The sequence below is a fragment of the Ruegeria sp. CDSC085 genome, from assembly GCF_059610465.1.
In genome coordinates this window covers 81962-94679 of sequence record NZ_JBXWNR010000009.1, presented here as the reverse complement: position 1 = coordinate 94679, position 12718 = coordinate 81962, and the positions used below count along the sequence as shown (strand labels likewise).

Below are 12718 nucleotides of genomic sequence, written 5' to 3'. Positions count from 1 at the left end.
CGACTCGCCGGCATTCTGCCCGACGCATCCTCTGTTTGGACGATTGCTCTTAACAATCGGTTAGTCCCTGCACGGTTATGACAGAGACAGAACGGATGAATGAGGACGTCATGACCGACGCAACCTACAAACTGGCGGAACCCACCGAGAAAAAAGGGAAAAAGGGAATGCTAATCGGGATGATCCTTGCGGTCGTCGGAGCTGCGGGCGGGTATTTCCTGACATCGTCCGGATTGATTCCGCTGGGCGGCAAAGCCGCAGTTGAGACCAACAAAGACGGGGCGAAAGACGAACCTGCCAAAGCGCTGGCAGATGTCGGGTTTATTGATCTGCCGCCGGTCGTTGTATCGGTGAATTCCGGCAAGTCGCGGCATTTGAAGTTCCACGCTCAGCTCGAAGTTAACGCGCCGTACATGGATGATGTGAAAAAAATGCAACCACGAATCATGGATGTCCTGAACGGTTACCTGCGAGCCGTTGAGCTGAAGGACCTGGAGGATTCACTGGCATTGACGCGCATCCGAGGTCACCTGCTGCGACGCATTGGAATTGTCGTCGGCGAAGGGCGCGTTCGCGATGTGCTGGTGATGGAATTTGTGCTGAATTAGGAGGCGGAATTGGAGCTGATTGCGGATATTTTGCTGGTCGCCGGTGCGTTGGGCGCGGGTCTTTATTGCTTTGTGCTGTCGCGCCGCCTCAAGCGGTTCACCGATCTTGAAAAAGGCGTCGGTGGTGCAGTGGCCGTGTTGTCGACCCAGGCAGAAGAGCTGAAGAAATCCCTGGACAGCGCGCGAAACGCCTCTGATCAATCGGGTGATCAGCTTAAGGCGCTGACGCAAAGGGCTGAAACCGTGGCACAGCGCTTGGAACTCATGATGGCATCTCTGCATGATATCATCCCCGAAGAAGAAACTGCTGCCCCGGAAAAAGCAAAGTCTCTCCAAGACGAGCCTCAACCTGAAGAGGAACAGGGCACCGGGCACGAGAAAACAGCGGAACCGGTCGAAACTGGTGCGAGTGAAGAGCCACCCAAAGCGGCAGAGGGCCTGATGTTCTTCCGGCATGACCGCAAGCAGAGCGAGGCGCAGGTATGAGCCTTGCGCGGAACGCCAAACACAATACACGTCCGCGCGGTGGTGTGCTTGCCGTCATCTCATTGCTGATGATCGGCTCGGCAGCCATTCGCCTTGGCTTGGAGGCGGGACCTGCGCTCGCCAAACCGGCGACACCCGAAGCCGTGGAAAACAAGCCTGCCGCGTCCGAAACACGCGATGTTCAGGTTGTGCTGGCAGAGCTTTTGAGCCGGGAGAAACGCGTCAAACAGCGAGAGGATGATTTACGCGATCAGGAAAAAGCACTGGAGATCGCAACCCAAGCCGTTGAAACGCGTCTGACGGCCTTGAAGGACGCGGAAGATTCCCTGCGCGACACACTGGCGGTTGCAGACAGGGCGGCAGAGAACGATCTGGCGCGCTTAACGGATGTTTACCAGAACATGAAACCAAAGGATGCAGCCGCATTGTTTGAAACCATGGACCCGACCTTTGCCGCAGGGTTCTTGTCCCGCATGCCGGCGGACGCAGCGGCTGGCGTACTGGCGGGCCTAAGTCCCGAAGCTGCCTACACGATCAGCGTTGTCATGGCCGGTCGCAACGCCTCGGCCCCGCAGGAATAATCGCCTGTGTTGCCCGGTTTTGCACAGAACTCATCTGGAGATCTCAAATGATTGGAATTGTTGGAATTGTTGTCATTTTCGTAATGGTCTTCGGGGGCTATCTTGCGGCAGGCGGCAAGATGACCATCATCATGAAGTCCCTTCCATTCGAAATGATGATGATCGGCGGTGCGGCCGTAGGAGCCTTTCTGATCAGCAACGACATGGGTGGCGTGAAACATACGATCAAAGACATGGGCAAAGTGTTCAAAGGCCCGAAATGGAAACCCGAAGACTATCGCGACCTTCTATGTCTTCTGTTTTCGTTGATCCGTATTGCCCGCGCCAACCCCGTGGAGGTTGAGCAGCATGTTGAAGACCCTGAAAACTCCAGCTTGTTTTCTGCATACCCCAAGATTCAATCCGACAAAGAGGCCGTCGACCTGATTTGTGACACGATGCGGTCAGCGACAATGAACTATGACGATCCACACCAGGTTGAAGAGGTTCTGGAGAAGCGTATGGAGGCAAATTTTCATCATGCCATGCACTCCAGCCATGCGCTTCAGACAGTAGCAGATGGCCTGCCCGCGCTGGGGATTGTTGCTGCGGTTTTGGGCGTGATCAAGACGATGGGATCAATCGATCAGCCACCCGAAGTGCTGGGGAAATTGATCGGGGGTGCCCTGGTGGGTACGTTCCTGGGCGTTTTTTTGGCCTATGGTCTGGTCGGCCCTTTCGCTGGCAAATTGAAAGCCGTGGCTGAAGAAGACAACCACTTCTATCAATTGATCAAGGAAGTGCTGGTTGCCAATCTTCATAATCATAATGCCGCCATGTGCATCGAGGTCGGACGCCAAAATACCCCAACTCACAACCGCCCCGGCTTTTCGGAGTTGGAGGACGCTTTAAAAGAGCTCAAGCAGGCTGCAGCATGAAGCGTATCGGATTTCTGATAGCGGTTTTGGTCACGGCTGCAAATGTCGTGACCGCACAGGGAGTGGTGGTGCGATCCGGAGAGCATGACGGATACACACGTCTGGTTTTCGACGTGCCACCGGATACTGGTTGGGTGCTGGCGCAACGTAAGAACGGCGCAAGCATTACAATTGCCTTGGACGACGTGACATTCGAAACCAACTCGGTTTTTGGGCGTTTGACCACGAACCGCCTGACCTCCTTGTCACAGAAAAGCCCCGGCAGCGCATTGGAGATGGAATTCGGATGCAACTGCGTGCCGTCGGCGTTTCTGTACAGAAATTCGATGATCGTACTGGACATCATGCCAGGGGATTTTTTGCCGCCGCTTCTTGAGGATATACCGCCACCCTTGAGCGGGAGAACAGCCGAAGCCACGCCGCCATACATCGACACAGGGTTGAATCTGCCACTTCTCACCATGACTGAGCAAGGGATAAAGGACCAGCTGTCGATCCGTCTTTTGCAAGGGACCGATCGCAAGTTACTGGACTTGGAGCTTGCACCTGTCGGGCCGCGCAATACCGTCTCACGCGATACAAGAGCTGTCTCATCCCAATTGAATTCGAACGTGCGTCTGACCACGGTTTTGGACGATTTGCAGAACATTCTGAACGCAGAGCTGCAACCAATTGATCCAAGACCTGCCTGTATCTCAGCTGGCGGGCTGAATTTTGCGTCCTGGTCAGGGGAGGCACCTTTTCTAAGCCAAGTGTCGGCTCTTCGCTTAGGGCTGTACAAAGAGTTCGACAAAGTTGACGACGAAAAGGCTCTGAAACTGGCTAAGCTCTACACCTCGTACGGCTTCGGGGCCGAAGCGCTGAGTGTTTTGAAGTTGGTGGAGACACCGCCAGACGGCACCAAACAAATTTCAGCAATTGCGCGGGTTGTTGATAACCGGGCGACGCTTCCAATGAGTCCATTCATTGGCCTGCAACGATGTGAAAGTGATGCTGCGCTTTGGGCTGTGTTGTCCGAAAAGGAACTGGCACCTGACGTAAATATTGAAGCTATCGAGCACGCATTTGCAAGACTGCCGGATCATCTTCGCCGCCTGGTAGGGCCGCGGCTGTCACAAATATTTGTGAGCGCTCAACAACTGGAGGCTGCACGCAGAGTCATTCGTTCCGTTGACCGGATAGAACCGGAAACAAAGCCCAGTGTCACTCAGGCCAAAGCCAGCGTTTCCAAAGCGGAAGGTAACAGTGAACGTGAAGAAGAATTGTTGACCGAAGTTATAACCTCAACCCACGCCGCGGCTGAGTCTCCGCTGGCTTTGGCGCGCTTGGTGGAAAAACGTTGGTCTGAACGCAAAACCGTTTCTTCCCAGGAACTTGATCTGGCGGCGTCTTATGCGGTCGAGTTCAGGCGATCGGAACTGGGTCCGATGATGAACCGTACCTATGCGATCGCTCTGAGCCTGAGCCAGGAATTCGACCGCGCCTTCGACGTGGTCAAAGCGCTGCCACCCGGCCCCGATAGCGACAGCGCCGTCAATCGGCATCTGCATTTGCTTTCCGAAAGATCGGACGACGCAACCTTTCTACACCAGACGATGGAGGTAATGCAGCCGGACTTGGTTGCCGTATTAACGGCCGAAACTGCAATTGCATTGGCCAGCCGCCTTGCTGATCTGGGCTTTGCTCAGCAGACATTCGCGCTGGCGAACAGACCGAAAGATCAGTCGCGGCGCTTGGATCGGGCTCGGTTGCGGGCTCGGGCCGCTCTGCTGTCGGGGCGCCCTCATCAAGCCCTGCTGGAGCTGGCTGATGACAATTCCGATGAGGCGATTGCCTTGCGCGCGCAAGCGATGGTTTCAACAGAAGATTTTGCAGCCGCAGGTGATATGCTCCGAGGTCTCGAACAAAACGAAGCGGCAAACCGCTATTTCTGGCTGGCCGGGGTGCCGGATGAGAGGCTGGAGCCTACGGGCGGGAAATACGCGGCATTGAAACAAACGACCCAAGCCTTGTCTGACCTGCCGGTACGGTCGGCGGAAAAACCGCTGGCGGACGCGGAAAACCTGTTGAAAGACAGCCAGTCCGCCCGTCAGCGAATCGAAGAGATGTTGAGCGCTGTCGGGATAGAATGACGTATTTCGCGACTGTTCCGGCTACACCCGGAAAAGTGACCGCAGTTCCCGGCTCCGGTATACCCTGCGATGCGTTTCAACTTCTGGCAGCGCTGGTAGCCTTGTGCCGTTGCTTCAAAGCCGATCTAATCAGGACGCCCGATCAGGCGGGGATGCAAATATGGCTCTGCCTTTTTCAGAGATGTTAGGTTCCAGACATGACGCCGAAGAACAGGCCGCCGAATTTCAGGCCACATTCCTCGATCAATAAGGTCACGTCGGCTGACCGCCCGTGAAACAACCGGTGCGGTGGCATTTGCCGGAGATATGTGAAAACGAGACGCCATATCAGCGAAATACGGCGGCAAAAGTTCCGCGTCTTCAATGAGTTCAGTGGCCAGAAAAATCGCGGACGAGTATCCTCACCGGGCCGGGCCAATCGGCTGAGGATGACAGCGTCTTTGAACACAAATTCTGCAAAACCCACTTTTTCAACACGCTGGCAGGCATCGGTGTTGTCAGTGCAGTATACCCAGCCACTGGCTGGCAGGGCGTTTCCTCTGCTCCCGGCGTCAGACACCGGCAGCAGAGACGTCAATAACAATGGACAACCGTCCTTGATTCAGTACGGGGCCTCAACATCATTCATCGAGACATAGACGGTTTTCATTTCCGAGAAATGGTTGATCGCCAGTTTCGAGTTCTCGCGCCCGACACCGGACATTTTCGACCCGCCAAACGGCGCCTCGACCGGGGCAAGGTTGTAGGTGTTGATATAGCAAGTGCCTGCTTCGAATCCGGCCACGATTCGATGCGCCCGGGTCAGATCGTTCGTGAAGACACCTGCGGCCAGACCGAACTCGGTGTCATTGGCGCGGGTCATCACCTCTTCCTCGGTCTCGAAATCCAGCACCGACATGACAGGGCCAAAGATTTCCTCGCGCGCGATGGTCATGTTGTCCGTGACGTCAGCGAAAACCGTGGGCTGCAAATAATAGCCGTCCCGGTCGATCCGCTCGCCGCCAAAAATCAATCTTGCGCCTTCGGCTTTGCCCTTTTCGATATAGCTCAGGGCGATGTTCATCTGGTTCTTGCTGACCATCGGTCCAAAGCTGACGTCCTCGTCCATTGGATCGCCGATTTTCGCGTTGACCAGACGTTCGGACAGGCGCTTCAGGAAGGCCTCTTTGATACCTTTATGTACAAAGACGCGGGTGCCGTTGGAACAGACCTGACCCGAAGAATAGAAATTGCCCAGAATCGCACCTGAAACAGCGTTTTCGATGTCGGCATCTTCGAAGACAATCATCGGGGATTTGCCGCCGAGTTCCATGGTCACGTGCTTCATGCCATCCGCTGCGGCGGCATAGACCTTGCGGCCCGTCGGAACTGAACCAGTCAAAGAGACTTTGGCCACACGCGGATCGGTGACCAGCGAAGCACCGACATCGCCGTAACCCTGGATCACGTTGTAGACGCCTTTGGGTGCGCCAGCCTCGACCAGAATTTCAGCCACTTTCAATGCCGAAAGGGGCGTAGTTTCCGAAGGCTTGAATACCATCGTATTGCCACAAGCAAGCGCCGGGGCACCTTTCCAGCAGGCGATCTGCGTGGGATAGTTCCAGGCGCCGATCCCGACGCAAACGCCCAGCGCCTCGCGGATAGTATAGACGAAATCACCCCCGCCCAGCGGAATATGCTCTCCTGTCAGAGAGGCGGCCAATCCACCAAAATACTCCAGCGCATCTGCACCCGAGGTGGCGTCGGCCACTGTGGTTTCCTGAATCGGTTTGCCTGTATCATGGGTTTCCAGAACGGACAGGTCGTAGTTGCGTTCGCGCATGATATCGGACGCGCGGCGCAAAATTCGGCCACGTTCCGTCCCGGACAGTGCCGCCCAAGCCGCCTGAGCATTTTTTGCGCTATTCAGAGCCTTATCTATAATCGCCGGTGTCGCTGAATGCAGACGCGCAATCACTTCGCCTGTTGCGGGGTAAATTACTTCAAGGGCCGCGCCGTTTGCATCTTCGACATATTCGCCGTCAATGAAATGGCTGGCTCTGGGCTGAAAATTCATACCGTGTCCTTTTCTTTCGCACCCGTCTGGACGGGACAAATGGTCCGTTGAAAATCGGCCTATCGGTTATTGATTGACCAGTCAATAAATTCATCAAAAGGGCGACTTTACGCCTGCCAGACCCCGTAAACCTTGAAATTTTTGGTTGATGTTCTATTTATGTTCTACTCAGTCAGAGGAAAAACCGATGACCCAGCAAGCACGTCACGCAGCCCTGAACGGGCCGAACAATGATTACCACCTGCTTCCGGTGACTGACCGGCAAATGCGGTATGCGCGCGCGATCGCCGAGCAATCGGCACTTGAGATCCCGGTTGAAGCACAACGTGACCGGCGGCTCTTGTCTGATTGGATCTCGGCCCACAAACCGCGTGGCTCTTCGAAATTCGACAACTACCCGACAGGTAAGCAGGTTGCATTTGCCGAGCGGATTTCACGCAGTAAACGCCGCCCGATCCCGTCCGAGTGTTTCCGTGACAAGAAAATGATGTCTCGCTGGATCGATCAGAACAAATAGCCCTTATTAGGGTCTTTCCTGATTGTGATTACGGGCGTAAAGCGAAACTGCTGCGGCAACAAACATTCCCAGCAGGATATATCCCGTCACGGCTTCGGACACGGCGAGCCCACGGCACAGACCGGTCGGGGACATGTCGCCATATCCGACTGTTGTGAAGGTGACGTAGGAAAAATACAAAATATCACCCGGACCCTCTGCGCCGATGACACAGTGGTCGTTGTATCCGAAGGCGCCGTAAACCGCGGCGAACAGGAAGGGGACAACCTGTATGAACGACACCCCCATCAGAAACAAAAGCCTGCGGGGCGACTTCACCTGGGTCATGTAATACCAAGACTGCGACACCAGCCAGATCAACAGGCCAACCGAAGCGATTGTGCCAATCGTGTCGCCCGCAGCCGCCTCGCTCAGGCGCGAAAGACCATACCAGGCAAGAAAGCTCGCCAGAACCAGCCCCAACGCTGCAATCAGGGTTGATTTCCATTCATCCAAAGTCGTGGGTTTGCGGTGCATCAACGCCCCTTCAATCTGGCCTGCGAGTAGATCATCCGATCTAACGCAAAGGCCTGCAACCCGAATTCAGTCCTGCCGCAGATGCGCCTCACCCCGTTCGCGCGCCAGCAGAATCTGCTTTTGCCGCTCGCGAAAGCGCATTTTATCAGCCTCGGAAGTCTCATCGATGCATTGATGGCATGAAACGCCATGCTCGTATTCCGGGCGCTTCACATCCTCCGGAAGGATTGGACGCCGGCAGCCGTGACAGAGCTTGTGCGGCCCTTCAACAAGCCCGTGACCAACCGAAACACGATTGTCGAACACAAAGCATTCCCCCTGCCACGAACTGTCTTCAGCGGGCATTTCCTCAAGATACCGCAGGATACCGCCCTTGAGGTGATAGACATCCTCGACCCCCTGACCCAGCAGGTAGTTGGTGGATTTCTCGCAACGGATACCGCCCGTGCAGAACATGGCGACACGCTTGTTGTGAAAGCGGTCCTTGTTCTGTTCCCACCATGCCGGAAAATCTCGGAAACTGGCTGTTTCAGGGTCTATTGCGCCTTCAAACGTCCCGATTGCCACTTCGTAATCGTTTCGCGTGTCGATCAGCACGACATCTTCAGAACGGATCAGGTCATTCCACTCCTGCGGGTCGACATAGTTACCGACACGGGCGCGCGGGTCGACATCGGGCTGACCCATGGTCACGATCTCTTTCTTCAACCGCACCTTCATCTTGCCGAAAGGCGGATGGTCCGAGGTCGCTTCCTTCCACTCCAGATCAGCACAGCCCGGCAAGGATTGAATAAGTGTCAGCACGGCGTCGATTCCAGCACGCGGGCCAGCAATTGTGCCGTTGATCCCTTCCTGTGCAAGCAGCAGCGTACCGGTGACGGACCGCTTACGGCACAGGTCCAGCAAGGGGTCGCGCAACGCGGCTGGATCCGCGAAACGGGTAAAGTGATAGAGGGCAGCGATTGTGTACATATGCGCGATCTACCTTCGCAGACCCAGAGTCGCAAGGGATTGCATTGACGCCCTGCGCGCCGGCGCCTACCGATAGAGTAAATACAGGAGACCGCCATGACCCATGCCCTGCTCGTGATCGATGTCCAGAACGACTTTTGCCCCGGTGGCGCACTGGCTGTGGCAGAGGGAGGCGAGATCGTCGCACCGATAAATGCCATGATGGACGAATTCGACGCCGTGATCCTGACTCAGGACTGGCATCCTGCAGGGCATTCTTCGTTCGCAAGCTCCCACGATGGCAAAAACCCGTTCGAATTGATCGAATTGCCCTACGGCCCACAGGTTTTGTGGCCCGATCACTGCGTACAAGGCACTCAGGGCGCGGGTTTTCATCCCGAATTGCGCACGGATGGCGATTTGATCCTTCGCAAAGGGTTCCGCGGTGCCATCGACAGCTATTCCGCGTTCTTCGAGAATGACCACCAGACACCGACAGGTCTGAAAGGCTATTTCGATACCCGAGGCATCGACCATTTGACCCTTGTGGGATTGGCCACCGATTACTGCGTCCACTTTTCCGCTGTGGACGCCGCCCGGTTGGGTTTCGGAGTCACAGTTCGCATGGATGCCTGCCGCGCGATTGATATGGACGGTTCGCTGGCAGCAGCCGAGCAGGCGATGCGGAACGCCGGAGTCGTATTGACCTAAGGTGTGGCACCTGCGGCGGCCAAAAGCTTGATCATTACGAACAGAACAACAGCCAGACCCAGCGCAAACCCAATGCGTCCAGGTACAGTGCGACGTTCCGGGTTGGTCTGGCTTGACGGTGGTGACGGAACGCGCATCGGCCGGCTGCGTACGATCCCCGCCATGGGCTGCGCTGTTCGCACATAATGCAGGAAATCCCAAAGGTTGAAATCGCCGCAATATTCACCCTGAATTCCACGCGCCCTGATGCTTTCAAACAGCGACCGCAGAATTCGCACCCGTTCCGCCTGATCTTCGGCTGGAAACACACCAGGCACAATGCCGCTGTTGCGCGACTCGAGACTGAATCCGGCATCCAGGAAAATCTTGCGGATTTTCGGTGATGTTCCACGCAACGCGTCCGCGGCTCTGATATCTCGGAACACTGCACACACCCGGCGTTCCGTATCAGAGTCAGCCCCCAGCTTTTCGGGGTCCAAATCATCCAACGCTACGTTAACAATATCAAAATCGTACTCGATACCCATTTACAAACTCAGTTTCGTCTTTCCATCCCCTCTTCTCACTAACCGGTGAAAACAATGCACAATATGCCGGTATTGTGACGTCAAACTGGCATTGTCACCAAATCAGCGACTCTTGCCATTTCCGGAGTCGATTGATCTAACTACGGAAATCGCAGGAGTTCCCCATGGTCGACATCGCGACCCGCGTCTACAATCACAAATGGAAGATTGACCCGATTGTACGGTCTTTGATCGATACTGACTTCTACAAACTGCTGATGTGCCAGTCAGTGTTTCGAAACAAGCCCCAAACAAGCGTTGTATTTTCGCTGATCAACCGGTCGAATCACGTACCTCTGGCGCGTTTGATCGATGAAGGCGAACTGCGGGAACAGTTGGATCACATCCGGTCCCTCAGCCTCAGCCGGGGGGAAAGCACCTGGCTGCGCGGCAACATGTTCTATGGGAAACGGCAGATGTTCCGCTCCGACTTCATGGAGTGGTTCGAGAATATGCGCCTGCCGCCCTATCACCTTGAACGCAAAGGTGACCAATATGAACTGACCTTTGAAGGCAAATGGCACGAGGTCATGTTGTGGGAAATCCCCGCGCTGGCGGTGTTGATGGAATTACGCTCGCGCGCTGTGCTGAACGATATGCGCCGGTTCGAATTGCAGGTGCTGTACGCCCGCGCGATGACCCGAGTTTGGGAGAAGATCGAAAAGTTGAGCTCGATAAACGGGCTTGGGATCGCGGATTTCGGCACCAGACGGCGGCATTCCTTCCTGTGGCAGGATTGGTGCGTGCAGGCGATGATCGAAGGGTTGGGCGAATCCTTTACCGGAACCTCGAACTGCCTGATTGCCATGCGACGCGAGGTCGAGGCCATCGGCACCAATGCGCACGAACTCCCCATGGTCTATTCCGCACTGGCCGACACGGATGAAGCGTTGGCGCAAGCCCCTTATGACGTGCTCAGCGACTGGCATGACGAGCATGACGGCAACCTGCGCATCATCCTGCCCGACACCTATGGCACCAAGGGGTTTCTGGACAATGCTCCTGACTGGCTGGCGGGTTGGACCGGCATTCGCATCGACAGCGGAGACCCGGCAGCGGCAGCCGAGGTTGCCATCGACTGGTGGAAAGCGCGCGGTGAAGACCCGACACGGAAACGGATCATTTTCTCTGACGGTCTGGATGTAGAGAAAATTCAGGAATTGCATGCCCAGTTTGCGGGCCGCGCCAATATTTCCTTCGGTTGGGGAACCTTGCTGACCAACGATTTTCGCAGGCTCGTTCCCAATGACGCGCTGGCGCCGTTCTCATTGGTCTGCAAAGCGGTATCGGCCAATGGACGCCCGACGGTGAAACTGTCGGACAACCCGGAAAAAGCGATGGGGCCGAAAGACCAGATCGAGCGATATAAGCGGGTGTTTGATGTCGGAGAGCAAAAGGCGATCGAAGTGATCGTCTGAACCACGGCGGCGAGTTCAACATTTGTCAGCAACTCACCTGATGCTAGTTTGGAAAGCATTCCCAACGAGCATTAAGGTTGAGATACAATGATTTTTGAACCAAAGAACTTCTACGAAACCCGCGGATCCCGAGACGAGCTTTCACTTTTTTCCTACGCCGCATACCTGATATCCCGCGCGCAGTTTCTGCAAGCCGAAAACAATGACAGCGACCTTTTCCTGTTGGGCCGCGATTTGGAAGAAACTGACGATGCCGTTCTGTCCAAACAGCTTGTCATGCTCGGATTCCGGCCAATTGACGACCGCCAAATATCCGCCCACGAATACATGCGTTTCTTTGTTGGCCCCGGCGACCTAAGGCCCGTTGACCTGCTTACTTCGCCAGAGCCTGAGGGGTATTACCAACGTTTATTCGAGGCGATCAGAGCAGCAGAAGAACAGCCGAACCTCGAACATATTGACGCTGCTTTGAAGCTTGGTCTGGCAGCCCCTGATTCAATTGTTGCTCTTGCCGCACTGAGTTCGTGCCTCAAACTGTATTCGCCGGAATCTTTTCCGCCACGTCTTTGGCTTGGTGTGTTTACGGCACGTTGGGCGCAGTTGGAGCCGCTCTCGCAAGATTTGCTTACTGTGTTGTCGTCCGCTCTGATTTCAGACCCGCTGGGTTCGAAGGTTCCAACGGCGCCCGCGCAACAGAAAGCCGGTGTCCCGGGGTTGCTTCTTGTTCATGGCACGCACTTCGAAGTCAATCCCGACCCCACATGGTACTATCCCCATGTCGGAGATCTGCATAATTACATCAAGCCGCATCGCAACGACATCTTTTCAGGGCGGAACTACTATGAATGGGAGGGCCGGTGGTCCGACCGCGGCCGACATATTGCTGCCAAACACCTGAAAAACTGGATAGATCTTGAGGCTTATCACGGCTGCGATGTGGTTGCCCACAGCCACGGCTGCAATGTCGTCATGAAAGCCGCCGAGATGGGGGCACAATTCAACAAGGTCGTTTTCCTAAGCTGCCCGGTACACTGGCACAAGTACAACCTGAATTCAGGCCGGATCAATGCGCCGTATTCAGTTCGGGTCTGGTTTGACTTGGTGATCCTGGCAGACGGCGGCAGACAAAAGTTCCCCCCCAGCGCCAAGGTTGCCGACGAAGTCGTCGGAGGTTGGTTCAGTGGGCATTCTGCCACGCGGACATCACAGATTTGGGGCAATCACGCATTGGAAGCAAAGCTGATCTGAACTGCCTGGGT

13 protein-coding genes are annotated in these 12718 nt (G+C 55.5%); 9 read left to right on the top strand and 4 right to left on the bottom strand.

Features of this window, described 5'->3' with window-relative positions; all coding sequences use genetic code 11:
• The first annotated feature begins 110 nt into the window (after positions 1-110).
• From AC2FJB_RS14210 to AC2FJB_RS14190, 5 genes are read left to right on the top strand one after another with little or no spacing between them, the layout of a single operon-like run.
• The gene (locus AC2FJB_RS14210) at positions 111-608 is read left to right on the top strand and encodes a flagellar basal body-associated FliL family protein (protein ID WP_254683752.1); all 498 of its coding nucleotides are present in this window, start codon (positions 111-113) and stop codon (positions 606-608) included.
• 9 nt (positions 609-617) lie between these two features.
• The gene (locus AC2FJB_RS14205) at positions 618-1094 is read left to right on the top strand and encodes a hypothetical protein (RefSeq protein ID WP_496718886.1); all 477 of its coding nucleotides are present in this window, start codon (positions 618-620) and stop codon (positions 1092-1094) included.
• The gene (locus AC2FJB_RS14200; protein ID WP_496718885.1) at positions 1091-1675 is read left to right on the top strand and encodes a MotE family protein; all 585 of its coding nucleotides are present in this window, start codon (positions 1091-1093) and stop codon (positions 1673-1675) included. Before AC2FJB_RS14205 ends, AC2FJB_RS14200 begins: the two co-directional genes overlap by 4 nt.
• A gap of 47 nt (positions 1676-1722) precedes the next feature.
• The gene (gene motA, locus AC2FJB_RS14195; RefSeq protein ID WP_299899581.1) at positions 1723-2592 is read left to right on the top strand and encodes a flagellar motor stator protein MotA; all 870 of its coding nucleotides are present in this window, start codon (positions 1723-1725) and stop codon (positions 2590-2592) included.
• On the top strand, positions 2589-4724 hold the full coding sequence (locus AC2FJB_RS14190; protein WP_496718884.1) for a hypothetical protein: 2136 nt from the start codon (positions 2589-2591) through the stop codon (positions 4722-4724). Before motA ends, AC2FJB_RS14190 begins: the two co-directional genes overlap by 4 nt.
• Before the next feature lie 601 nt (positions 4725-5325).
• On the opposite strand, the gene betB is transcribed toward AC2FJB_RS14190, so the two are convergent.
• Positions 5326-6780 (bottom strand): betaine-aldehyde dehydrogenase, encoded by a 1455-nt coding sequence (gene betB, locus AC2FJB_RS14185; RefSeq protein WP_496718883.1) that lies wholly within the window; start codon positions 6778-6780, stop codon positions 5326-5328.
• A gap of 187 nt (positions 6781-6967) precedes the next feature.
• Here betB and AC2FJB_RS14180 point away from each other — a divergent pair, with 187 nt between their 5' ends.
• The gene (locus tag AC2FJB_RS14180) at positions 6968-7297 is read left to right on the top strand and encodes a hypothetical protein (protein WP_299636900.1); all 330 of its coding nucleotides are present in this window, start codon (positions 6968-6970) and stop codon (positions 7295-7297) included.
• Positions 7298-7303: 6 nt separating this feature from the next.
• On the opposite strand, the gene AC2FJB_RS14175 is transcribed toward AC2FJB_RS14180, so the two are convergent.
• Both AC2FJB_RS14175 and trhO read right to left on the bottom strand, forming a co-directional pair.
• A complete protein-coding gene (locus AC2FJB_RS14175) occupies positions 7304-7813 on the bottom strand; it encodes a potassium channel family protein (RefSeq protein ID WP_117871691.1) in 510 nt (169 codons plus the stop codon).
• 66 nt (positions 7814-7879) lie between these two features.
• Positions 7880-8785 (bottom strand): oxygen-dependent tRNA uridine(34) hydroxylase TrhO, encoded by a 906-nt coding sequence (gene trhO, locus AC2FJB_RS14170; RefSeq protein ID WP_496718882.1) that lies wholly within the window; start codon positions 8783-8785, stop codon positions 7880-7882.
• A gap of 96 nt (positions 8786-8881) precedes the next feature.
• Between trhO and pncA the strand changes: the two genes are divergently transcribed.
• Positions 8882-9475, top strand: coding sequence for a bifunctional nicotinamidase/pyrazinamidase (gene pncA, locus AC2FJB_RS14165; RefSeq protein WP_496718881.1), 594 nt, complete (start codon positions 8882-8884; stop codon positions 9473-9475).
• On the opposite strand, the gene AC2FJB_RS14160 is transcribed toward pncA, so the two are convergent.
• Positions 9472-10002, bottom strand: coding sequence for a hypothetical protein (locus tag AC2FJB_RS14160; RefSeq protein ID WP_496718880.1), 531 nt, complete (start codon positions 10000-10002; stop codon positions 9472-9474). The genes pncA and AC2FJB_RS14160 overlap by 4 nt on opposite strands.
• A 164-nt stretch (positions 10003-10166) precedes the next feature.
• Here AC2FJB_RS14160 and pncB point away from each other — a divergent pair, with 164 nt between their 5' ends.
• A complete protein-coding gene (gene pncB, locus AC2FJB_RS14155; protein ID WP_496718879.1) occupies positions 10167-11459 on the top strand; it encodes a nicotinate phosphoribosyltransferase in 1293 nt (430 codons plus the stop codon).
• Between the two features lie 87 nt (positions 11460-11546).
• On the top strand, positions 11547-12707 hold the full coding sequence (locus tag AC2FJB_RS14150; RefSeq protein WP_496718878.1) for a hypothetical protein: 1161 nt from the start codon (positions 11547-11549) through the stop codon (positions 12705-12707).
• Positions 12708-12718 lie beyond the last annotated feature (11 nt).